Source organism: Diaphorobacter sp. JS3050 (assembly GCF_013154915.1).
GTDB lineage: Bacteria > Pseudomonadota > Gammaproteobacteria > Burkholderiales > Burkholderiaceae_C > Diaphorobacter > Diaphorobacter nitroreducens.
Map to the genome: position 1 here is coordinate 3,100,444 of NZ_CP053553.1, position 20,043 is coordinate 3,120,486.

Annotated in this window: 27 protein-coding genes and 3 pseudogenes; 21 read left to right on the forward strand and 9 right to left on the reverse strand. The window is 61.9% G+C overall.

Annotated features, from left to right (window positions below; genetic code table 11):
• The first annotated feature begins 124 nt into the window (after nt 1–124).
• Both HND92_RS14820 and HND92_RS14825 read left to right on the forward strand, forming a co-directional pair.
• Complete coding sequence (locus HND92_RS14820) at nt 125–646, forward strand: GNAT family N-acetyltransferase (RefSeq protein WP_172208094.1); 522 nt, start codon at nt 125–127, stop codon at nt 644–646.
• A 22-nt stretch (nt 647–668) separates the two neighbouring features.
• Nucleotides 669–1,115: an NINE protein gene (locus HND92_RS14825; protein WP_011806475.1), complete on the forward strand. Its 447-nt coding sequence runs from the start codon at nt 669–671 to the stop codon at nt 1,113–1,115.
• A 141-nt stretch (nt 1,116–1,256) separates the two neighbouring features.
• Here HND92_RS14825 and HND92_RS14830 read toward each other — a convergent pair whose 3' ends face one another.
• The 9 genes from HND92_RS14830 to HND92_RS14870 form a co-directional block, all read right to left on the reverse strand.
• On the reverse strand, nt 1,257–2,267 hold the full coding sequence (locus HND92_RS14830) for an inorganic phosphate transporter (RefSeq protein WP_011806476.1): 1,011 nt from the start codon (nt 2,265–2,267) through the stop codon (nt 1,257–1,259).
• A gap of 59 nt (nt 2,268–2,326) precedes the next feature.
• Complete coding sequence (locus HND92_RS14835) at nt 2,327–2,974, reverse strand: DUF47 domain-containing protein (RefSeq protein WP_011806477.1); 648 nt, start codon at nt 2,972–2,974, stop codon at nt 2,327–2,329.
• Nucleotides 2,975–3,145: 171 nt separating this feature from the next.
• Complete coding sequence (locus HND92_RS14840; protein ID WP_011806478.1) at nt 3,146–3,508, reverse strand: DMT family protein; 363 nt, start codon at nt 3,506–3,508, stop codon at nt 3,146–3,148.
• 119 nt (nt 3,509–3,627) lie between these two features.
• Nucleotides 3,628–4,356: an ABC transporter ATP-binding protein gene (locus tag HND92_RS14845; RefSeq protein WP_047349847.1), complete on the reverse strand. Its 729-nt coding sequence runs from the start codon at nt 4,354–4,356 to the stop codon at nt 3,628–3,630.
• Between the two features lie 12 nt (nt 4,357–4,368).
• Nucleotides 4,369–5,151 (reverse strand): ABC transporter ATP-binding protein, encoded by a 783-nt coding sequence (locus tag HND92_RS14850; RefSeq protein ID WP_011806480.1) that lies wholly within the window; start codon nt 5,149–5,151, stop codon nt 4,369–4,371.
• 21 nt (nt 5,152–5,172) lie between these two features.
• Nucleotides 5,173–6,249, reverse strand: a complete 1,077-nt coding sequence (locus HND92_RS14855; RefSeq protein ID WP_047349897.1) for an ABC transporter ATP-binding protein — start codon at nt 6,247–6,249, stop codon at nt 5,173–5,175.
• A 13-nt stretch (nt 6,250–6,262) separates the two neighbouring features.
• Nucleotides 6,263–7,192 carry a branched-chain amino acid ABC transporter permease gene (locus tag HND92_RS14860; protein ID WP_011806482.1) on the reverse strand — a complete coding sequence of 310 codons (930 nt, stop codon included), beginning with the start codon at nt 7,190–7,192 and terminating at the stop codon, nt 6,263–6,265.
• 356 nt (nt 7,193–7,548) lie between these two features.
• Nucleotides 7,549–8,877, reverse strand: a complete 1,329-nt coding sequence (locus HND92_RS14865; RefSeq protein WP_172208096.1) for a replication-associated recombination protein A — start codon at nt 8,875–8,877, stop codon at nt 7,549–7,551.
• Nucleotides 8,874–9,872, reverse strand: coding sequence for an integron integrase (locus HND92_RS14870; protein WP_172208098.1), 999 nt, complete (start codon nt 9,870–9,872; stop codon nt 8,874–8,876). The genes HND92_RS14865 and HND92_RS14870 overlap by 4 nt, the downstream gene beginning before the upstream one ends.
• 135 nt (nt 9,873–10,007) lie before the next feature.
• Between HND92_RS14870 and HND92_RS14875 the strand changes: the two genes are divergently transcribed.
• From HND92_RS14875 to HND92_RS14960, 19 genes and pseudogenes are all read left to right on the forward strand, one after another.
• Nucleotides 10,008–10,253, forward strand: a complete 246-nt coding sequence (locus tag HND92_RS14875; RefSeq protein WP_103737378.1) for a DUF1010 domain-containing protein — start codon at nt 10,008–10,010, stop codon at nt 10,251–10,253.
• Nucleotides 10,254–10,272: 19 nt separating this feature from the next.
• Nucleotides 10,273–10,557: a DUF1010 domain-containing protein gene (locus HND92_RS14880; RefSeq protein ID WP_172208100.1), complete on the forward strand. Its 285-nt coding sequence runs from the start codon at nt 10,273–10,275 to the stop codon at nt 10,555–10,557.
• Nucleotides 10,558–10,587: 30 nt separating this feature from the next.
• Nucleotides 10,588–10,833 carry a DUF1010 domain-containing protein gene (locus tag HND92_RS14885; RefSeq protein ID WP_123675840.1) on the forward strand — a complete coding sequence of 82 codons (246 nt, stop codon included), beginning with the start codon at nt 10,588–10,590 and terminating at the stop codon, nt 10,831–10,833.
• Nucleotides 10,834–10,849: 16 nt separating this feature from the next.
• Nucleotides 10,850–11,131 carry a DUF1010 domain-containing protein gene (locus HND92_RS14890; protein ID WP_172208102.1) on the forward strand — a complete coding sequence of 94 codons (282 nt, stop codon included), beginning with the start codon at nt 10,850–10,852 and terminating at the stop codon, nt 11,129–11,131.
• Between the two features lie 211 nt (nt 11,132–11,342).
• Entirely contained in the window at nt 11,343–12,569 is a 1,227-nt protein-coding gene (locus HND92_RS14895) for an IS110-like element ISAisp4 family transposase (protein ID WP_011803789.1), read from the forward strand.
• A gap of 152 nt (nt 12,570–12,721) precedes the next feature.
• The gene (locus HND92_RS14900; RefSeq protein ID WP_172208104.1) at nt 12,722–12,967 is read left to right on the forward strand and encodes a DUF1010 domain-containing protein; all 246 of its coding nucleotides are present in this window, start codon (nt 12,722–12,724) and stop codon (nt 12,965–12,967) included.
• A gap of 20 nt (nt 12,968–12,987) precedes the next feature.
• Entirely contained in the window at nt 12,988–13,287 is a 300-nt protein-coding gene (locus HND92_RS14905; protein WP_172208106.1) for a DUF1010 domain-containing protein, read from the forward strand.
• A gap of 19 nt (nt 13,288–13,306) precedes the next feature.
• Complete coding sequence (locus HND92_RS14910) at nt 13,307–13,606, forward strand: DUF1010 domain-containing protein (RefSeq protein ID WP_172208108.1); 300 nt, start codon at nt 13,307–13,309, stop codon at nt 13,604–13,606.
• A gap of 91 nt (nt 13,607–13,697) precedes the next feature.
• On the forward strand, nt 13,698–14,099 hold the full coding sequence (locus HND92_RS14915; protein WP_172208110.1) for a hypothetical protein: 402 nt from the start codon (nt 13,698–13,700) through the stop codon (nt 14,097–14,099).
• 211 nt (nt 14,100–14,310) lie between these two features.
• Nucleotides 14,311–14,433, forward strand: a pseudogene (locus tag HND92_RS19405) (DUF1010 domain-containing protein); the annotation flags it as partial.
• Nucleotides 14,434–14,449: 16 nt separating this feature from the next.
• Nucleotides 14,450–14,695, forward strand: a complete 246-nt coding sequence (locus HND92_RS14925; RefSeq protein WP_172208104.1) for a DUF1010 domain-containing protein — start codon at nt 14,450–14,452, stop codon at nt 14,693–14,695.
• Between the two features lie 64 nt (nt 14,696–14,759).
• Nucleotides 14,760–15,221: a hypothetical protein gene (locus tag HND92_RS14930; RefSeq protein ID WP_172208112.1), complete on the forward strand. Its 462-nt coding sequence runs from the start codon at nt 14,760–14,762 to the stop codon at nt 15,219–15,221.
• Between the two features lie 88 nt (nt 15,222–15,309).
• A complete protein-coding gene (locus tag HND92_RS14935) occupies nt 15,310–15,567 on the forward strand; it encodes a hypothetical protein (RefSeq protein WP_172208114.1) in 258 nt (85 codons plus the stop codon).
• An 85-nt stretch (nt 15,568–15,652) separates the two neighbouring features.
• Nucleotides 15,653–16,090, forward strand: coding sequence for a hypothetical protein (locus tag HND92_RS14940; RefSeq protein ID WP_172208116.1), 438 nt, complete (start codon nt 15,653–15,655; stop codon nt 16,088–16,090).
• A gap of 143 nt (nt 16,091–16,233) precedes the next feature.
• Nucleotides 16,234–16,461: a hypothetical protein gene (locus HND92_RS14945; RefSeq protein ID WP_172204916.1), complete on the forward strand. Its 228-nt coding sequence runs from the start codon at nt 16,234–16,236 to the stop codon at nt 16,459–16,461.
• On the forward strand, nt 16,442–16,513 hold the full coding sequence (locus HND92_RS19615) for a DUF1010 domain-containing protein (protein ID WP_371814897.1): 72 nt from the start codon (nt 16,442–16,444) through the stop codon (nt 16,511–16,513). Before HND92_RS14945 ends, HND92_RS19615 begins: the two co-directional genes overlap by 20 nt.
• Before the next feature lie 875 nt (nt 16,514–17,388).
• Nucleotides 17,389–18,614, forward strand: a pseudogene (locus tag HND92_RS14950) (IS110-like element ISAisp4 family transposase).
• An 84-nt stretch (nt 18,615–18,698) separates the two neighbouring features.
• A pseudogene (locus HND92_RS14955) lies at nt 18,699–19,312 on the forward strand (IS110-like element ISAisp4 family transposase); the annotation flags it as partial.
• 313 nt (nt 19,313–19,625) lie between these two features.
• Nucleotides 19,626–20,015, forward strand: a complete 390-nt coding sequence (locus HND92_RS14960; protein WP_135147904.1) for a DUF488 domain-containing protein — start codon at nt 19,626–19,628, stop codon at nt 20,013–20,015.
• The last annotated feature ends 28 nt before the right edge of the window (nt 20,016–20,043 follow it).

The following is a 20,043-nucleotide window of genomic DNA, read 5'->3' on the forward strand; positions in this document are numbered from 1 at the left end:
GAATCCTTCGGGTGGTTACACAGCAGTGGCTGCGCTCTGTTTTGCGGCGTTTGAGACACGCGACTTGGCCACCCGGCCAGCGACACGCTGCAAAGTCCGCGATTATATCCACAACACAGAAAAGATGCCCCTCATCCGCGCCAGCCGGGACGAAGACGTCGCCGCCATCACCGCCATCTACACCCACCATGTGCTGCACGGCACGGGCACCTTCGAGATCGACCCGCCCACGGCGCTGGACATGGCGGCGCGGCGCGCGGATGTGCTGGCCAAGGGCCTGCCCTACCTGGTGGCCGAAGAAGCGGGCCAGGTCCTGGGCTTTGCCTACTGCAACTGGTTCAAGCCCCGCCCGGCCTACCGTTTCTCGGCCGAGGATTCGATCTATGTCGCCGACGCGGCACGCGGCCGGGGCCTGGGACGGCAGTTGCTGGAGGCCCTCGCCATGCAGGCCGAGGCCGCCGGCGTACGCAAGCTGCTGGCAGTGATCGGCGACTCGGCCAATGCGGGCTCCATCGGCGTGCACCGGGCCGCAGGTTTCACCGATGTGGGCGTGATGCGCTCCGTGGGCTGGAAGTTCGGCGCCTGGCGCGACATCGTGCTCATGGAAAAGCCCCTGGGCGCGGGCGATACCACCGCCCCCGAATGAAGGCGCGCCAATAATCGCGGCCATGAAGAACAAGACTGTTGCCGCGTGGCTGGCGTTCCTGGGCGGCCCGCTGGGGTTGCACCGCTTTTACCTGTACGGACTGGGCGACTGGATCGGCTGGCTGCTGCCGATCCCCACGGCCCTGGGCGTGTACGGCATCCAGCGCGTGCAGCAATGGGGGCAGGACGACCAACTGAGCTGGATGCTGATTCCGCTGCTGGGATTCACGATCGCAGGCTGCGCACTGCGCGCGATCCTCTACGGTCTGATGACGCCCGAGCGGTGGAACGCGCGCTTCAACCCCGCTGCGGCGCCCGACGCCGCGCCGGGGCGGACGCACTGGTTCACGGTGTTTGCCATTGCGACCTCGCTGCTGGTGGGCACGGCCGTGCTGATGGCCAGCATTGCCTTCAGTTTCCAGCGCTACTTTGAATACCAGATCGAGGAAGCGCGCAAGATTTCACAATGAAATCAGGCTCTAGCGCTTGATGGACAAGCGCGAGCAGCTACTAACACGATAGCAAAATCACTCCAGCCTGGCAGATCGCGGGCGCCGCGCACTGCGGCATAAAACTGGCGTCCACCGGCTCCGCCGCCCCCGCAAAGGTCGTCAATAGAGCTGCAGGCTCACCCAATAGGCGATCGCCGCCACGAAGGCGCTGGCGGGGATGGTCAGGATCCACGCCCAGACAATGTTGCCGGCCACACCCCATCGCACGGCGCTGGCGCGCTGGGTGGAACCCACGCCCACGATCGCGCCCGTGATGGTGTGGGTGGTGGATACGGGGATGCCCAGCGCAGTGGCGATGAACAGCGTCATCGCGCCGCCGGTCTCGGCGCAGAAGCCCCCCACGGGCTTGAGCTTGGTGATTTTCTGGCCCATGGTCTTCACGATGCGCCAGCCGCCGAACATGGTGCCCATGCCGATGGCCGCGTAGCACGAGATGATGACCCACATGGGGGGCGAGGCATCGCCCGCCGAGGCGTAGCCCGTGGCGATCAGCAGCAGCCAGATGATGCCGATGGTCTTTTGCGCATCGTTGCCGCCGTGGCCCAGGCTGTAGGCCCCGGCGGAGACGAGCTGCAGCCGGCGGAACCACTTGTCCACGCGGTTCGGACTGGTGCGACGGAAGACCCAGGCCACGATCAGCATCATCAACGAGCCCAGCAGGAAACCCAGCATGGGCGACACGAAGATGAAGGCCACGGTCTTGAAGATGCCGCTGGCCACCAGTGCGCCCGCGCCGGTCTTGGCGATCACCGCGCCCACGATGCCGCCGATCAGTGCATGCGATGAGCTGCTGGGGATGCCGTAGTACCAGGTGATGACGTTCCAGGTGATGGCCCCCACCAGCGCGCCGAAGATCACGTGGGTGTCCACCACGCTCGGATCCACGATGCCCTTGCCGATGGTGGCCGCCACGCTCAGGTGGAACACGAAGATGGCGACGAAGTTGAAGAAAGCCGCGAAGACCACGGCCTGCGTGGGCTTGAGCACGCCCGTGGAGACCACGGTGGCGATGGAGTTGGCGGCGTCGTGGAACCCGTTCATGAAGTCGAACACGATGGCGAGCGCCACGAGCACGACCACGATCCACAGGGCGGTTTGTACTGTTTCCATGCTGGGAATGAGGGGGCGAGCCCTGCCAGGAATGCGAAGCGCAGGCCTGCGGCCGCGCCTCAGGAGTTCTCGAGGATGATGCCCTCGATGAGGTTGGCCACGTCTTCGCAGCGGTCGGTGATGGTCTCCAGCAGCTCGTAGATGGCCTTGAGCTTGATGACCTCGCGCACGTCCGGCTCCTCGCGGAACAGCTTGCTCATGGCGCTGCGCAGCACGCGGTCGGCGTCGCCCTCCAGGCGGTCGATTTCCTCGCAGGTCTTGAGCGCGGCCTCGGCCACGGCCGGATCGGCAATGCGCGACAGCAGCTTCACCGCGTCCTGCACGCGCTCGCAGCACTTGAGGCTGAGGTCCGTCAGGCGGGTGATCTCGTCCGTCATGTGGTGGATGTCGTACAGCGCCATGGTCTCGGCCGAGTCCTGGATCAGGTCGGCCACGTCGTCCATGGTGTTGATCAGCGAGTGGATCTGCTCACGGTCGATGGGCGTGATGAAGGTCTTGTGCAGCGTGCGGTTGACCTCGTGCGTCACGCGGTCGGCGGCGCGCTCGGCGTTGTCCACGTCCTGGTTGTACTGGTCGCGCAGGTGGGTGTCGCTGTAGTTCGCCACCAGTTGCGAGAACGCCCGCGCGGCCTCGACGATGCGGTCTGCATGCTGGTTGAACATCTCGAAAAAATTGCCCTCGCGGGGCAACAGCTTTCCAAACAACATGCCGACTCCTGATCGAACCTTCTGGCGGTATATGTGACGCAGAGATGACCAAGACGTGACAAATCTGCGAAAACCGCGAGTTTAACCGGCGCTAGACAGCGCCCGGCGCACCAGGTCAAAGCGGATGCGCAGAGACCGGCGCCCCCCGGCAGGGCCTGCGCGGCTCGGCTCCTACGCGCTGCGGAAGATGAAATACACCGCCCCGACGAGGCACAGACCCGCCCAGAGGTAGTCCCATTTGAGCGGCTCGTTCAGGTAGAACACGGCGAAGGGCACGAACACCGTCAGCGTGATCACCTCCTGCATGATCTTGAGCTGCCCCACGCTGAACTGCGTATGCCCAATGCGGTTGGCCGGCACCTGCAACAGGTATTCGAACAGGGCGATGCCCCAGCTCACCAGCGCCGCCACGTACCACGGGGCGGTGGCCAGGTTCTTCAGGTGGCCGTACCAGGCCATGGTCATGAAGATGTTGCTGGCAACCAGCAGCAGGATGGTCTGGAGGGGGATGGGCAGGGATTGCAGGGCGTGCATGGCGCGGCGGATTTTACAAGCCAAATCACACTCTAGCGCATATCCATCAAGCGCTGGTAGCTATAAAAAACAAAGCACCGCCGCAGCGGTGCCTGTTCCAGCGGCCAGCGGCCGCCCTTTCACTCACCCAGGTAGGCGGCGCGCACGCGCGGATCGCTGAGCAGATCCCGTCCCCCGCCGGCCATGGTGATCAGGCCGGACTCCATCACGTAGCCGCGGTCGGCAATCGCCAGCGCGCGGCTGGCGTTCTGCTCCACCAGCACGATGGTCACGCCCAGGGCGTACACGTCGCGCACCACCTCGAAGATCTTGTCCACCATGATGGGCGACAGGCCCATGGAGGGCTCGTCCAGCAGCAGCACCTTGGGCTGGCTCATCAGCGCGCGGCCCATGGCCAGCATCTGCTGCTCGCCACCGGACATGGTGCCCGCCAGCTGGTCCTTGCGCTCGCGCAGGCGCGGGAAGATGGTGAACATCTTTTCGATGTCGGCGGCAATACCCGCCTTGTCGTCGCGCGTGTAGGCGCCCATGAGCAGGTTCTCGGTGATGGTCATGCGCGCGAACACGCCGCGCCCCTCGGGCACCATCACCAGCCCCTGCTTGACCAGGTCCCACGCGCCCTTGCCCTTGATGCTCTGGCCCAGGTACTCGATGTCGCCATTGTTCATGCCCAGTGTGCCGGTGATGGCCTTCATGGTGGTGGTCTTGCCCGCCCCGTTGGAGCCGATCAATGTGACCAGCTCGCCCTCGCGCACCTCGAAGTCCACCCCCTTGACGGCCTGGATGCCGCCGTAGGCCACCTTCAGGCCCTTGACCTGCAATAGAACTTTGTTGGATTTTTCGGCCATGTCTTGCGTCCTTCAGTGCCCGCCGGTGCCCAGATAGGCCTCGATCACTTTTTCGTTCTTCTGCACGTCGGCAGGGGTTCCCTCGGCAATCTGCTTGCCGTAGTCCAGCACCGTGACACGGTCGCACAGGCCCATGACCAGCTTCACGTCGTGCTCGATGAGCAAGATGGTGCGGTTGTCGTTGCGGATGCGGTCGATCAGCTCGCGCAGTTGCACCTTCTCGGTGGCGTTCATGCCGGCGGCGGGTTCGTCCAGCGCGATCAGTTGCGGATCGGTGGCCAGGGCGCGCGCGATCTCCAGGCGGCGCTGGTCGCCGTACGACAGCGTGCGCGCCTTGAAATCGGCGTACTTGCCGATACCCACGTAGTCCAGCAGCTCCTGCGCGCGCTTGGCGATGGCCGCCTCCTCCTCCTTGAAGCTCTTGGTGCGGAAGATGGCCCCGAAGAGCCCGGAATGCGTGCGGATGTGCCGCCCCACCATCACGTTCTCCAGCGCCGTCATGTCGGCGAACAACCGGATGTTCTGGAAGGTGCGCGCAATGCCCGCCTTGGCCACCAGGTGCACGGCGCGGGGCTCGTAGGGCTGGCCCGCCAGTTCGAAACTGCCCGCATCGGGCGTGTACAGGCCGGTGATGACGTTGAAGAACGTCGTCTTGCCCGCGCCGTTGGGACCGATCAGGCCATAGACCTGGCCTCGCTGGATGGTGATGCCCACGTCGGACAGCGCCTGCAGGCCGCCAAACCGCTTGGAGATGCCCGCGACCTTCAGCACCACTTCTTTCGATGTATCTGCCATGTTGTTGCTCTACCGGTGGTGTCAGGACTTCTGCGCAAGGCTCTTGCCATGCTCGGGCGCGGGCCACAGGCCCCGCGGGCGCAGCAGCATCACGATGATCATGGCCAAGGCGATCAACAGTTGGCGCAGGATGGACGAGTCCAGCCGCCCGTCGGTCATCGCCTGCAGCGGGCCGGCCACATAGCGCAGCACCTCGGGCAGCGCGGACAGCAGCACGGCACCCAGGATCACGCCGGGAATGTGGCCGATGCCGCCCAGCACCACCATGGCAACGATCATCACCGACTCCATCAGGCTGAACGACTCGGGCGAGACGAAGCCCTGGAACGCGGCGAACATGGCGCCGGCCACGCCGCCGAACGAAGCGCCCATGCCGAAGGCCAGCAGCTTCATGTTGCGCGTGTTGATGCCCATCGCCTTGGCGGCGATCTCATCTTCGCGGATGGCCATCCACGCGCGCCCGATGCGCGAATCCTGCAGGCGATAGCACACCAAAATGGTGACCAGCACCAGGAACAGGAACAGGTAGTAGTACAGCGTGACGGAGTTGATGTCGTAGCCGAACAGCTCCAGCCGCTTGCCCAGGTCCAACCCGAAGATCTTCACCGAATCGATCTGCCCCAGGCCCTTGGGGCCGTTGGTGATGTTGACCGGGTGGTCCAGGTTGTTCATGAAGATGCGGATGATCTCGCCAAAGCCCAGCGTCACGATGGCCAGGTAGTCGCCGCGCAGCTTGAGCACCGGTATGCCCAGCAGCACGCCGGTGCATGCCGCCAGCACCAGGGCCAGCGGGATCACCATCCACAGCGACATGTGCAGCCCGTCGGGGAAATTGGCGGCAAACCAGGCGAAGTTCTCCGTCAGGTGCGGCGAGGCCAGCAGGCCGAACATGTAGGCACCGACGGCATAGAACGCCACGTAGCCCAGGTCGAGCAGGCCAGCGTAGCCCACCACGATGTTCAGGCCCAGCGCCAGCATCACGTACAGCAGGGCCAGATCGGCGATGCGCACCCATGCGTTGCCGAAGTACTGCAGCACCAGGGGCAGAACCAGCAGCGCAATGCCGCCCAGGATCCATTGGATCTTGTGGTTTTTCATGGTCGTTGGCTCCTCAGGCGCGGTCGGCCACACGCTCACCCAGCAGGCCCGAGGGGCGCAGCGTCAGGATGATGATGAGCACGATGAAAGCGAAGATGTCGGTGTAGTGGCTGCCCAGCACGCCCCCGGTGAGGGTGCCGATGTAGCCGGAGCCGATGGCCTCGATGAGCCCCAGCAGAAGTCCGCCCACCACGGCGCCAGCCAGGTTGCCGATGCCGCCGAACACCGCCGCGGTGAACGCCTTCAGCCCCGGCAAGAAGCCCATGGTGTGCTGCGCCGTGCCGTAGTTGGAGGCCCACATGATGCCGGCGATGGCGGCCAGCACCGCGCCGATGATGAAGGTGGCCGAGATCACCATGTCGGGCTTCACGCCCATGAGCGCGGCCACGCGCGGGTTCTCTGCCGTGGCGCGCATGGCGCGGCCCAGCCGTGTGTAGTTGACCAGGTAGACCATGGAAGCCAGCGCCACCACCGTCACGCCCAGGATCAGCACCTGGGTGGTGGTGATCACCGCGCCGCCCACTTGGAACGGCTGCGTGGGCAGCAGCGTGGGGTACGGTTTGTAGTTGGGCTTCCAGATGATCATCGCCAGCGTCTGCAGCAGGATCGACATGCCGATGGCGGTGATCAAGGGGGCCAGGCGCGGGCTGTTGCGCAGCGGCCGGTAGGCGACTTTTTCGATGGTGAAATTGAGTACCGCCGCCACCACGCAGGCGATCAGCGTGGCCAGCAGCAGAATGAGCCAGCCGGGCGCGCCCGGCATGGCCTCCTGCATGAGGCCGATGCAGCTCCAGCTGGTCAGCGCGCCGACCATGAGCACTTCCCCGTGCGCGAAGTTGATGAGCTGGATGATGCCGTACACCATGGTGTAGCCCAAGGCTATCAAGGCGTACATGCTGCCCAGAACCAGACCATTGATGATCTGCTGCAGCAAGATGTCCATATGTTGAGTCCTTTGTATCGACTATTGACGTGCACACCAGCCAAGCACCGCGAATCGATGCAGCCTTGTGGGCCCGTTCGCCATCTAGCAAAAAACCCGCCAGGCAAGGGTCTGCGCGGGTTTGTGAAGAAATTGTAGTCAGAGGAAACACGCCGTCCCTACCACGTTTGGACGGGGTTTTCCCTTGATTGGAGGGCGCATCAGGCGGGTGCCGCGCGCATTAGAAATATTGATGATTGCGACGCGATCAGGGAATGCGCTTATTTCCAACGGCCATGGATTGGGCTGAACAAAGCCGTGCAACGGGACCGTGGTCGGCCCGCCGCATGCCCCTCACACAAGAAGCCACTCGAAGCCTAGGCGTCTGGGGGCACGTCGCCGGGGCCACCCTGCGCTGCCTCATTGCGCGCGCGCAGTTCATCGAGCTTCTGGCCGATCTTTATCTCCAGCCCGCGCGGCACCGGTGCGTAAAAGCCCGGCGGATCCATGCCATCGGGCAGGTAGTTCTCGCCCGCGGCAAAGCCGCCCTCTTCGTCGTGCGCGTAGCGATAGTCCTTGCCGTAGTCCAACTGCTTCATGAGTTGGGTGGGCGCATTGCGCAGGTGCAGCGGCACGGGGCGCGTGCCGTCTTGCTTCACGAAGGCGCGGGCCTTGTTGTAGGCCATGTAGCCCGCATTGCTCTTGGGCGCCACGGCGAGGTAGATGACGGCCTGCGCCAGCGCGAGCTCGCCCTCCGGGCTGCCCAGGCGTTCATAGGTCTGCGCAGCGTCGTGCGCGATCTGCATGGCGCGCGGATCGGCCAGACCGATGTCCTCCCAGGCCATGCGCACGATGCGCCGCGCCATGTAGCGGGGGTCCGCCCCGCCGTCGAGCATGCGCACCAGCCAGTACAGCGCAGCATCGGGATCGGAGCCGCGCACCGACTTGTGCAGCGCGCTGATGGTGTCGTAGAACTGTTCGCCACCCTTGTCGTAGCGGCGCATGCGCTCGCCCAGCACCTGCAGCAGCCAGGCGTCTTCGATGCGCTCGATGCCCGCCTGGCTTGCGGTGACCTCCAGGGTTTCCAGCGTGTTGAGCAGGCGCCTCGCATCCCCGTCGGCATAGGCGATGAGACGCTCCAGTGCTGCATTTTCAATAGCTGGTAGCGCTTGCAGCGCCTGGGCCTTGGCCACAATTTGCTTCAAGTCGTCGCTGCCCAGAGGCTGCAGCACATAGACCGCGGCACGCGACAGCAGGGCCGAGTTGACCTCGAACGAAGGGTTCTCGGTCGTCGCCCCCACGAAAGTGAACAGGCCGCTTTCCACATGCGGCAAGAACGCGTCCTGCTGGCTCTTGTTGAAGCGGTGCACCTCGTCCACGAAGACGATAGTGCGCTGCTGCATCAGCCCGTCGCGTGCACTCTCGGCCAGCTGCACGGCATCGCGAATGTCCTTCACGCCGCCCAGCACGGCACTGATGCTGATGAACTGCGCATCGAACGCCTCGGCCATCAGGCGCGCAATTGTGGTCTTGCCCACGCCGGGCGGCCCCCACAGGATGCAACTGTGCGGGCGGCCCGATTCAAACGCCAGCCGCAGCGGCATGCCCGGCCCCAGCACATGCTGCTGGCCAATGACTTCGGCCAGCGAACGCGGACGCAGGCGTTCGGCCAAGGGCTGGTGGGCCAGCGGGGAAGCGCGACTCATAGCGTATCGAGCGGGCTCAACACCCCGCGCCCGCCCTTGTTCAAGACATGGGTGTAGACCATGGTGGTACTCACATCCTTGTGACCCAGCAACTCCTGCACGGTGCGGATGTCGTAACCTGCCTGCAGCATGTGGGTGGCAAAAGAATGCCGCAGCACATGCGGTGTGCAAGGCTTGTCGATGCCCGCGCGGCGCGCTGCCAACGCCACGGCCTTCTGCACCGACTGCTCCAGCAGGTGATGGCGCCGCTGCACGCCCGAGCGCGGGTCCACCGAACGCACCGCGCTGGGGAATACGTACTGCCACCCCCAGGCCGTGGCTGCATTCGCGTACTTCACGGCCAACGCATCAGGCAACCACACGGCACCAAGACCCGCATCCAAGTCCTTGCGGTGCAGCGCACGGGCACGCTCCATCTGCTCGCGCAACGGAGTGATCAGATTCTCGGGCAGGACGGTCACACGATCCTTGTTCCCCTTGCCTTCGCGCACGATCAGTTCACGCCGTTCGAACTCCACATCCTTCACGCGCAGGCGCAGTGCCTCCAGAATGCGCATCCCCGTGCCGTACAGCAGCGAGGCAACCAGCCACTGCGTGCCCTGCAGGTGCATCAGCAGCTCGCGCACCTCGCGCTGTGTCAACACCACCGGCAGGCGGCGCGCCTTGCGGGCCGAAACAATCTCATCCAGCCAGGGCAAGTCGTGCTGCAGCACCTCTTTGTAGAGAAACAAAATGGCGGCCTTGGCTTGGTTCTGCGTAGAGGCGGACACATCGCGCTCAACAGCCAGGTGGGTCAGAAAAGCGGTGACCTCCGGCGCCCCCATCTCGCGCGGATGGCGCTTGTCATGGAACAAGATAAAGCGGCGCGCCCAATCCACGTAAGCCTGCTCGGTGCGAATGGAATAGTGCAGCACCCGGATGCGCTCGCGCATCGACTCCAGCAGCCGGGGCGGCTGTCGCACGGCGGGTTGGCGTGAAACGGAAGGCGCATCCATCCGTGAAATTTTAGGCGGTCTAAATTACCGCTGCCATGGGCGTTTATGGAGAGGCTTGACAGCCTGCTTGACTTAGGCCGCGGCGGGTCGATAGCATGCAGAGATCTAATTCTAGTTAGTCCCATCACCCGCTCTATGCGCGCAGCCACTTATTTCAGCGCTCCGCCCTGTTCCAAAGGCTTTCTAGTCTTTTGGGCCTCCAGCGCTTGCCAGCCAAGCGCCACCAGCTATCATTCTTGCAGTGCTGCGCCGCTTCCGTGGCCCAGCGCTTTTTCGTGGGCTGCGCCCTTCTTCAAGGCAGGGCGTTCCCTTTTGGCCTTCGGGTCTAACTCTGCGCTCAAGCCGACCCGCCTACGGCGGGCGGCTTATCTGGGCTGTTAGTCCCTTCATATTCCGCTTTATGCAGGCCAGCATTTACTCCAGCGGTTCGCCTTTCTCACAGGTTTCTCCTTTGAGGTTTCGGCGCTGCGCCGGGCTTCGCCTGCATTCGCCGCGCAAGTTTCAAGCCTTTTTGGCCTCTAGCCCTTGTTCAGCAAGCGCTGCCAGCTATCATTCTTGCAGCGTTGCGCCGCTCCCGAGGCCCAGCGCTTTTTCCTGGGCCGCACCCGTCTTTAAGTTTGGGCGCTCCCTTCTGGCCTTCGGGTCTAACTATTCGTCGCAGCCGACCGCCTACGGCGGCGGCTGAACTCAGGGCGTTAGTCCCATCACCCGCTCTATGCGCGCAGCCACTTGTTCCAGCGCTCGGCCCTGTTTTAAGGGCTTTCACGCCTTTTTGGCCCCCAGCGCTTGCGTATCAAGCGCTACCAGCTATCAATCTTGCAGCGCTGCGCCGCTCTCGTGGCCCAGCGCTTTTTCGTGGGCTGCGCGCTTGTCCAATTCTGGGCGCTCCCTGTTGGCCTTCGGGTCTAACTCTGCGTTCAAGCCGACCCGCCTGCGGCGGGCGGCTTACCTGGGCCGTTAGTCCCATCACCCGCTTTATGCGCGCAGCCACTTATTTCAGCGCTCGGCCCTGTTCCAAAGGCTTTGAAGCCTTTTGGGCCTCCAGCGCTTGTGCAGCAAGCGCCACCAGTTATCATGCTTGCAGCGCTGCGCCGCTTCCGTGGCCCAGCGCTTTTGCGTGGGTTGTGCCCGTCTTCAAGTCAGGGCGCTCCCTGTTGGCCTTCGGGTCTAACTGTCATGACCCTTGCGGTTCACCCTGGATGATGGAAGACACTGGGGGCGTGCGGGCCAGCGCGGGTAGAGGTCGGTCAATTCTTTGATGGCACTCGACCGCGATCGCTAACTTGACCCGCTGCCGACCACTCGTACCCAGGATTGCCTGCGGGCGTTGCCCAGACCCAGCCGGGTCAGAGCGCGCCTGACAGCCCACATTAAAGAGAGCCGCCGGGCTTGCCCGGCAGGCCGTTGGTCGGCGGCACCTTGGCTGGTCCGCACGCTTGTGATTGTCATTCAAGCTGCAGGAGAGCCGCAATGGATTTGACCCCGATGCACAAGCGCGTCATTGCGCTGGACGTTCACCAGGCCAAGATCACGGCCTGCGCCGTTGTCGAACATGACGATGGCCGGGTAGAGGTCACCAAGCGAGACTTCGGCGCCTTCAAACGCGACCGCCGCGCCTTGGCGCAGTGGGCGCTGGAGATGGCCCCTGAGGTCGTGGTGATGGAGAGCACAGGGGTGTATTGGAAAAGCCCGTTTGCGGCGCTGGAGGCGGTGGGCCTTATTGCTTGGGTGGTCAACGCGCGGCATGTCAAGGCTGTGCCCGGTCGCAAGACCGACATGGCCGATGCACAGTGGCTGGCCACGCTGGCGCGTGCGGGTTTGCTGCGCGCCTCGTTCATTCCACCGGTGCAGATGCGCCAGCTTCGCCTGGTAGCGCGCCAGCGGCAAAAGCTGGTGGGCATGTGCAGCGCCGAGAAGAACCGGCTGCACAAGGTGCTGGTGGACGCGGGCATTCGCATCAACGTGCTGGTGGCCGACATCCACGGACAGAGCGCGCGTGCCATGGTCAAAGCCCTGATCGAGGGACAGCCCATGCACGAGGTGCTGAACCACAAGGGGCGGCTGCGAGCGAGCAGGCAAGAACTGTGCGAGGCCCTGAGCACCGAGCAGTTCAGCGCAGTGCACCGCTTTGTGGCCCAGGAGATCGTGCAGCACATTGAGCAGATCGAGCAGCGCATCGCCCGCATGGACCAGTACCTGCTGCAGGGCCTGCAACCCTGGCAGCCACAGCTCAGGCTGCTGCAGACCCTGCCGGGCATCGACGAGCAGGGGGCGGCCATGCTGCTGGTGGAGATTGGTGCGGACATGAGCGTGTTTGGCAGTGCAGAGCGCCTGGCCAGTTGGGTGGGCATCTGCCCAGGCAACAACGAGAGCGCGGGCAAGCGCAAAACCGGGCGCATCCGCAAGGGCAACGCCTGGGTCAGAAGGCTGCTGTGCGAGTTCGCCCAGGCTGCAGCACGAACGCGCTGCGCACTCAAGGCCAAGTTCGACGCGCTGACCATCCGAAAGGGCCACAAGAAGTCAGTGGTGGCGCTGGCCCACAAGATGCTGCGCACCATCTACGCCATGCTCAGCAACGCAAGCCACTACCAGGACAAGGAGGTCGATTACGAGGCGCTGAACGTTCAGCGCAACGCGCCGCGCTGGATCAAAATGCTGCGCAAGCACGGCTTCATCGCCACGCCCGCTGCCGCCTGAGACGCGCTTGCCCGCTGACCATCGGCCTTGGCCAGCCTCAGGTCAGGTGTCGGCACGTCCGGTGGCGGGTGTCTTCCACATTAACCCGGCGTTCAAGCCGACCCGCCTACGGCGGGCGGCTTACCTTGGCCGTTAGTCCCATCACCCGCTCTATGCGCGCAGCCACTTATTTCAGCGCTCGGCCCTGTTCCAAAGGCTTTCTAGCCTTTTTGGCCTCCAGCGCTTGCCAGCCAAGCGCCACCAGCTATCATTCTTGCAGCGCTGCGCCGCTTCCATGGCCCAGCGGTTTTTCTTGGGCTGCGCACGTCGTCAAGGCTGGGCGCTCCCTTTTGGCCTTCGGGTCTAACTCTGCGGTCAAGCGGACCCGCATTCTGCGGGCCGCTTACCTTGGCCGTTAGTCCCGCAGACACCCCAATTTATGCAGGCCGCTATTCATTCCAGCGCTTCGCCTTTCTCAAAAGTTTCTCCTTTGGGGTTTGGGTGCTGCGCCGGGCTTCGCGCGCATTCGCTGCGTCAGGTTGTAGCCTTTTTGGCCTCTAGCGCTTGCCACTCAAGCGCCAGTAGCTATTATTTTTGCAGCGCTGCGCCGCTTCCGTGGCCCAGCGTTTTTTTGTGGGTCGCGCCCGTCTTCAAATCCAGGCGCTCCCTTTTGGCCTTCGGGTCTAACTCTGCAGTCAAGCGGACTGGCCTACGGCCAGCCGCTTACTTTGGCCGTTAGTCCTCTCATATTCCTCTTTATGCAGGCCTACATTCATTCCAGCGCTTCGCCTTTATCCAAGGTTTCTCCTTTGGGTTTTTGGCGCTTTGCCGGGCTTCGCCTGCGTTCGCTTGGTCGGTTTCAGGCCTTTTGGGCCTCTGGCGCTTGTGTAGCAAGCGCCACCAGCTATCCTTCTTGCAGCGCTGCGCCGCTTCCGTGGCCCAGCGCTTTTTCGTGGGCTGCGCACGTCTTCAAGGCTGGGCGCTCCCTTTTGGCCTTCGGGTCTAACTCTGCGGTCAAGCGGACCCGCATTCTGCGGGCCGCTTACCTTGGCCGTTAGGCATCAACCAATGGGCATGTCACGAGATCAACAAATCGAGAAACTTCGTCGTGCAGCACGGCTCTCATGGATTCCCAAAGGGATGTTCGTAATGACGTTGGCGCTCATAACCTTGGGATTCATGAGTGGATACGAATTTTTCTTCGTTGTGGGTGCGTTTGCTGGGCTTGCGGCTATTGCGGCAAGAGAAGCCGCCCCCCACTGGAGAAATGCAATTGCAGCCTTGCACAGCGGAACGCAGTCGAAAGGCAAGATATCTATTGCCATCACAAGAGACCCCACAGAATTTGATCGCTATGTGGCAACGGTGCGAGACAAATCGCCACACGCATGGCAATTCGAATTCACCCCAAATGACTGGGAACCAACTGAAGGTCACTACGATGTGGAAATCATCCATGTGAGCGGTGTCGAATGGCCCGCACTACTTCTCACATCGGAAGGCATAGTGTTTCCGGCCTTCACCCCCAAAAAACTCACTGAAAATACCTAACAAACGCTTCGAGAGGGACGCTCCAACAGCCGGCTTCGCCGCCTGTTTCCGCGCCCCTCAAGCTGCACGTTAGTCCCATCACCCGCTCTATGCGCGCAGCCACTTGTTCCAGCGCTCGGCCCTGTTTTAAGGGCTTTCACGCCTTTTTGGCCCCAGCGCTTGCGTATCAAGCGCTACCAGCTATCAATCTTGCAGCGCTGCGCCGCTCTCGTGGCCCAGCGCTTTTTCGTGGGCTGCGCGCTTGTCCAATTCTGGGCGCTCCCTGTTGGCCTTCGGGTCTAACTCTGCGTTCAAGCCGACCCGCCTGCGGCGGGCGGCTTACCTGGGCCGTTAGTCCCATCACCCGCTCTATGCGCGCAGCCACTTATTTCAGCGCTCGGCCCTGTTCCAAAGGCTTTCTAGCCTTTTTGGCCTCCAGCGCTTGCCAGCCAAGCGCCACCAGCTATCATTCTTGCAGCGCTGCGCCGCTTCCATGGCCCAGCGGTTTTTCTTGGGCTGCGCACGTCGTCAAGGCTGGGCGCTCCCTTTTGGCCTTCGGGTCTAACTCTGCGGTCAAGCGGACCCGCATTCTGCGGGCCGCTTACCTTGGCCGTTAGATCTCGCAGTCCACCCTTCTCACATCACGATCTACACTTCTCATTCAACAACGAGGGAGCATCTATGAAAATCCTTGCAGGCATCATTGGCGGTCTAATCATCGCGATTATCGGGGCCATAGTCATAGCGGTCGGCGGTGCATCTAAACCGTCAAGCGGTGGGAGTTACGGTGCTATTGCCTTCTTCGTGCTCTGGGCAGTTGGAATTTTTGTGGCATTGAAAGCACCATCAGTGGCAAAGGCATGGCGCCGCCTGCTTATCACTTCAGGCGTCTTGTCCTTCTTTCTCCCTCTTTCAGCCATCCTGTTTACTGGGTCACACGTCGCCGGAACACTGGAGAAAGGCGGCGAATACGCTGGGGCAGCAGCAGCCGGTGCCGCCATCGGCGGTGGACTCGTTTCCGGCTTCATGGGAATTCTGGGCTTCTTTCTTGGAGCCGTATTTCTTGTCATTGGCCTACTTGTCGGGAGAGACAAGCAAGTCGTTTACATGCAGGCTCCTCCGTCCGGCAAAAGCGAGCCCTAACCCGTCGCTCAAGCGGACGGCTTCCAGCCGCCGCTTACCTTGGTTCGTTAGCGATTTACTCTTAAATCACAGTTCGAAAGATTCACACATGTCTAACTCCAAGCATTTCATCAGAATCAATCCAGCAGCCGAAGCAGACGTCGCAAAGATGAATGAAAATCTCCGAGCTGATACGGATTACATCAAGGGTGTTGAGTTCACGCATTCGGAAGTAATTGAAGATGGTTCCGTTCAGTTTTTCTACAACTATCCGGAAGATTTAACGCCAGAACAAGTAACTAAAGCACAACAGCTAGTGAAAAAGATTTACACCGATTTCATGGCTTCTCGTATTGTCACAGGCTAGCGAAACTCTTGACAGTACGCGCTAGCCTTTCGGTCAACGTTAGGCAGCAAGCATCTTGAGCAACCATCTATCATTGGAGATAAACATGACTTTGAAATTTCTTGTGCCCATTTCTATTGCTATTGCACTGACTGGATGCGCATCACCTGGTGGTGTTTATCAAAATCCAATACAAAACCTTCGGACTATTTCCATGAACGAGGCGCGAGGGTATGCAACAGAAATGCGTCTTTTCCTTGAAAAGAATGGCCAAGAAAAGGCTATCGCAGCCTCTCAAGACGCTGCAAAGAAAGGCCTGAAGGATCCTGATAGCGCTAAATTCCAGAATCTACGAATAGCCGATTTTGATGGCGGTAAGGTTGTATGCGGCGAGATTAATGCCAAAAACGGCTATGGTGGCTATGTGGGATATAAGCGATTTGTTGCAGGAACCTCAGCGGCAACAATTTACAACACGAGTAGCAAATACCCGCATATCAATGACGCTTCTAATGCTGGAATCGTTGCAGCCTGTGGTTATTAACAGGTTTTTGAAAACACTGGTTTTGCGCCGTACTGCCAGCGCCGACTTCATGGAGCTGTTTACTTAACACTGCGCTCCAAGGGACGCTGTGCGATAAAGCAGCACAGCGCCTCTGAGCTTGAAGTTAGAGAAAGGAAATAAAAATGAGCGATTGGGATTTTCTTCACGAAATGCATGATCGTGGCTATAGCTCCGCAGATATTGCTGATGCTGCGGGCTGTGGCTATGCACCTTGGGAAGCTGTTCACATAGCTGAGCAGGAGACAAAAGATGCGCTAAAAGAGCTGCAGGCTATGCGTAGCGCGCAAGAGATTTCCCGTGAAGAATTTTTTAAGGCTAGGGAGAAAATTCTTGGCCACGGTAGGCTCTAACCCGGCGGTCAAGCGGATCCGCCTTCGGCGGCCCGCTTACCTAGTCCGTTAGGCTTCACGACTCGCAAATAATTTCGAAAGGATACGAACTTTATGCGTCATGCTCTTATTACCTTGGCACTTCTCTCCGCTTTTCAATTCGTTGGCGCGCAAGAGAAAGACAATCGCACTCCTCTCGAGGCCTACCAAGGATCTACGTACTATCACCAAATAATGTGTGAAGCCACATTGAGCTTAGCTTTGGCACGCGGAGACCTCTATCGACCACAAGACAACAGTAGTGACGTACAGGGCTGCATCAGCAAGGGGAAGACGGAAGCAAAGACAAGCTTTAACAAGGCGCTAAGGACAATCCGGAAGCCAGCGGCCAAGGAGGCGTTAAAGAACTACCACGTCGCATTTGTTACTGCCTTGGAGGGGCTCCTACCTGGCACACAGGAGCCAAAGTTCGTATACGAGCAACGGCAGCAGACCCTGAAGTCAAGGCTTGCGGAAACGTGGGCCAAGTTCGAACTTGAAAACTAGGCATCACAAACCAAACCCCGGCGCAGATTGAGCTATGAAGTGCAACACTAAAATTTCAAGCAATGTGCATATCAAAAACCTTCCACTCCGCACCCCTGCCTAACTGTCATGACCCTTGCGGTTCACCCTGGATGATGGAAGACACTGGGGGCGTGCGGGCCAGCGCGGGTAGAGGTCGGTCAATTCTTTGATGGCACTCGACCGCGATCGCTAACTTGACCCGCTGCCGACCACTCGTACCCAGGATTGCCTGCGGGCGTTGCCCAGACCCAGCCGGGTCAGAGCGCGCCTGACAGCCCACATTAAAGAGAGCCGCCGGGCTTGCCCGGCAGGCCGTTGGTCGGCGGCACCTTGGCTGGTCCGCACGCTTGTGATTGTCATTCAAGCTGCAGGAGAGCCGCAATGGATTTGACCCCGATGCACAAGCGCGTCATTGCGCTGGACGTTCACCAGGCCAAGATCACGGCCTGCGCCGTTGTCGAACATGACGATGGCCGGGTAGAGGTCACCAAGCGAGACTTCGGCGCCTTCAAACGCGACCGCCGCGCCTTGGCGCAGTGGGCGCTGGAGATGGCCCCTGAGGTCGTGGTGATGGAGAGCACAGGGGTGTATTGGAAAAGCCCGTTTGCGGCGCTGGAGGCGGTGGGCCTTATTGCTTGGGTGGTCAACGCGCGGCATGTCAAGGCTGTGCCCGGTCGCAAGACCGACATGGCCGATGCACAGTGGCTGGCCACGCTGGCGCGTGCGGGTTTGCTGCGCGCCTCGTTCATTCCACCGGTGCAGATGCGCCAGCTTCGCCTGGTAGCGCGCCAGCGGCAAAAGCTGGTGGGCATGTGCAGCGCCGAGAAGAACCGGCTGCACAAGGTGCTGGTGGACGCGGGCATTCGCATCAACGTGCTGGTGGCCGACATCCACGGACAGAGCGCGCGTGCCATGGTCAAAGCCCTGATCGAGGGACAGCCCATGCACGAGGTGCTGAACCACAAGGGGCGGCTGCGAGCGAGCAGGCAAGAACTGTGCGAGGCCCTGAGCACCGAGCAGTTCAGCGCAGTGCACCGCTTTGTGGCCCAGGAGATCGTGCAGCACATTGAGCAGATCGAGCAGCGCATCGCCCGCATGGACCAGTACCTGCTGCAGGGCCTGCAACCCTGGCAGCCACAGCTCAGGCTGCTGCAGACCCTGCCGGGCATCGACGAGCAGGGGCGGCCATGCTGCTGGTGGAGATTGGTGCGGACATGAGCGTGTTTGGCAGTGCAGAGCGCCTGGCCAGTTGGGTGGGCATCTGCCCAGGCAACAACGAGAGCGCGGGCAAGCGCAAAACCGGGCGCATCCGCAAGGGCAACGCCTGGGTCAGAAGGCTGCTGTGCGAGTTCGCCCAGGCTGCAGCACGAACGCGCTGCGCACTCAAGGCCAAGTTCGACGCGCTGACCATCCGAAAGGGTCACAAGAAGTCAGTGGTGGCGCTGGCCCACAAGATGCTGCGCACCATCTACGCCATGCTCAGCAACGGCAGCCACTACCAGGACAAGGAGGTCGATTACGAGGCGCTGAACGTTCAGCGCAACGCGCCGCGCTGGATCAAAATGCTGCGCAAGCACGGCTTCATCGCCACGCCCGCTGCCGCCTGAGACGCGCTTGCCCGCTGACCATCGGCCTTGGCCAGCCTCAGGTCAGGTGTCGGCACGTCCGGTGGCGGGTGTCTTCCACATTAACTGTGCGAGGCCCTGAGCACCGAGCAGTTCAGCGCAGTGCACCGCTTTGTGGCCCAGGAGATCGTGCAGCACATTGAGCAGATCGAGCAGCGCATCGCCCGCATGGACCAGTACCTGCTGCAGGGCCTGCAACCCTGGCAGCCACAGCTCAGGCTGCTGCAGACCCTGCCGGGCATCGACGAGCAGGGGCGGCCATGCTGCTGGTGGAGATTGGTGCGGACATGAGCGTGTTTGGCAGTGCAGAGCGCCTGGCCAGTTGGGTGGGCATCTGCCCAGGCAACAACGAGAGCGCGGGCAAGCGCAAAACCGGGCGCATCCGCAAGGGCAACGCCTGGGTCAGAAGGCTGCTGTGCGAGTTCGCCCAGGCTGCAGCACGAACGCGCTGCGCACTCAAGGCCAAGTTCGACGCGCTGACCATCCGAAAGGGTCACAAGAAGTCAGTGGTGGCGCTGGCCCACAAGATGCTGCGCACCATCTACGCCATGCTCAGCAACGGCAGCCACTACCAGGACAAGGAGGTCGATTACGAGGCGCTGAACGTTCAGCGCAACGCGCCGCGCTGGATCAAAATGCTGCGCAAGCACGGCTTCATCGCCACGCCCGCTGCCGCCTGAGACGCGCTTGCCCGCTGACCATCGGCCTTGGCCAGCCTCAGGTCAGGTGTCGGCACGTCCGGTGGCGGGTGTCTTCCACATTAACAATTGGCATGACTGGGGCTGCCTGACCAACTGGACAAGCCGACGCCGGCAAACTCCCCTTGCGGCTGCCCTCCGTGCTTCTCGATCCGGCGTGGCTTGCCGCGAGTGTTAGACGTTGGTTCGTGGCAGCAGTCGCGTGCATGCGCTACGCTAGCATGCGTTGCCGCCACTGTGCAGCGCGGCTGAGTTCAGGTGTTAGCTCTTCCTGTCGCCCGTATCTGTACCCACCATGCCCATCCGCATCGTCCGCCTCGGCACTCCCCGCGCACGCGATGAAGGCACGCGCATCGGCACCGTGCGCCGCCCGCCGCGCGGCGTGCCCAAGGAACAGTTCGCGGCGCAGGACTGGTATGACGTGTGGTACCCCAACCTCTCGCCCAGCCCCGAGACCGTCAAGCTCGCCCAGGCCGCGCAGACGCCCAAGGAATGGGCGGCCTTCACCCAGCAGTTCCGCCAGGAGATGGCCACGCCGGAGAACCGCCACACCATCGCGCTGCTGGCCGCGCTGTCGCAGCACAACAATTTCTCGGTGGGTTGCTACTGCGAAGACGAGGCGCGCTGCCACCGCTCGGTGTTGCGCGCGCTGCTGTCCGAAGCCGGCGCACGCATCGCAGACTGATGGCGAAGCCACCGGGCAACACATTGCC

Coding starts and splice junctions, on each gene's coding strand:
- HND92_RS14930 (WP_172208112.1), top strand. CDS start 14,760: ATGAAAATCCTTGCAGGCATCATTGGCGGTCTAATCATCGCGATTATC.
- HND92_RS14960 (WP_135147904.1), top strand. CDS start 19,626: ATGCCCATCCGCATCGTCCGCCTCGGCACTCCCCGCGCACGCGATGAA.
- HND92_RS14850 (WP_011806480.1), bottom strand. CDS start 5,151: ATGGCAGATACATCGAAAGAAGTGGTGCTGAAGGTCGCGGGCATCTCC.
- HND92_RS14875 (WP_103737378.1), top strand. CDS start 10,008: ATGCGCGCAGCCACTTATTTCAGCGCTCCGCCCTGTTCCAAAGGCTTT.
- HND92_RS14870 (WP_172208098.1), bottom strand. CDS start 9,872: ATGGATGCGCCTTCCGTTTCACGCCAACCCGCCGTGCGACAGCCGCCC.
- HND92_RS14860 (WP_011806482.1), bottom strand. CDS start 7,192: ATGGACATCTTGCTGCAGCAGATCATCAATGGTCTGGTTCTGGGCAGC.
- HND92_RS14855 (WP_047349897.1), bottom strand. CDS start 6,249: ATGAAAAACCACAAGATCCAATGGATCCTGGGCGGCATTGCGCTGCTG.
- HND92_RS14890 (WP_172208102.1), top strand. CDS start 10,850: ATGCGCGCAGCCACTTATTTCAGCGCTCGGCCCTGTTCCAAAGGCTTT.
- HND92_RS14915 (WP_172208110.1), top strand. CDS start 13,698: ATGACGTTGGCGCTCATAACCTTGGGATTCATGAGTGGATACGAATTT.
- HND92_RS14935 (WP_172208114.1), top strand. CDS start 15,310: ATGTCTAACTCCAAGCATTTCATCAGAATCAATCCAGCAGCCGAAGCA.
- HND92_RS14830 (WP_011806476.1), bottom strand. CDS start 2,267: ATGGAAACAGTACAAACCGCCCTGTGGATCGTGGTCGTGCTCGTGGCG.
- HND92_RS14885 (WP_123675840.1), top strand. CDS start 10,588: ATGCGCGCAGCCACTTGTTCCAGCGCTCGGCCCTGTTTTAAGGGCTTT.
- HND92_RS14825 (WP_011806475.1), top strand. CDS start 669: ATGAAGAACAAGACTGTTGCCGCGTGGCTGGCGTTCCTGGGCGGCCCG.
- HND92_RS14880 (WP_172208100.1), top strand. CDS start 10,273: ATGCAGGCCAGCATTTACTCCAGCGGTTCGCCTTTCTCACAGGTTTCT.
- HND92_RS14835 (WP_011806477.1), bottom strand. CDS start 2,974: ATGTTGTTTGGAAAGCTGTTGCCCCGCGAGGGCAATTTTTTCGAGATG.
- HND92_RS14840 (WP_011806478.1), bottom strand. CDS start 3,508: ATGCACGCCCTGCAATCCCTGCCCATCCCCCTCCAGACCATCCTGCTG.
- HND92_RS14910 (WP_172208108.1), top strand. CDS start 13,307: ATGCAGGCCTACATTCATTCCAGCGCTTCGCCTTTATCCAAGGTTTCT.
- HND92_RS14925 (WP_172208104.1), top strand. CDS start 14,450: ATGCGCGCAGCCACTTATTTCAGCGCTCGGCCCTGTTCCAAAGGCTTT.
- HND92_RS14945 (WP_172204916.1), top strand. CDS start 16,234: ATGAGCGATTGGGATTTTCTTCACGAAATGCATGATCGTGGCTATAGC.
- HND92_RS14820 (WP_172208094.1), top strand. CDS start 125: ATGCCCCTCATCCGCGCCAGCCGGGACGAAGACGTCGCCGCCATCACC.
- HND92_RS14845 (WP_047349847.1), bottom strand. CDS start 4,356: ATGGCCGAAAAATCCAACAAAGTTCTATTGCAGGTCAAGGGCCTGAAG.
- HND92_RS14900 (WP_172208104.1), top strand. CDS start 12,722: ATGCGCGCAGCCACTTATTTCAGCGCTCGGCCCTGTTCCAAAGGCTTT.
- HND92_RS14865 (WP_172208096.1), bottom strand. CDS start 8,877: ATGAGTCGCGCTTCCCCGCTGGCCCACCAGCCCTTGGCCGAACGCCTG.
- HND92_RS14940 (WP_172208116.1), top strand. CDS start 15,653: ATGACTTTGAAATTTCTTGTGCCCATTTCTATTGCTATTGCACTGACT.
- HND92_RS14905 (WP_172208106.1), top strand. CDS start 12,988: ATGCAGGCCGCTATTCATTCCAGCGCTTCGCCTTTCTCAAAAGTTTCT.
- HND92_RS14895 (WP_011803789.1), top strand. CDS start 11,343: ATGGATTTGACCCCGATGCACAAGCGCGTCATTGCGCTGGACGTTCAC.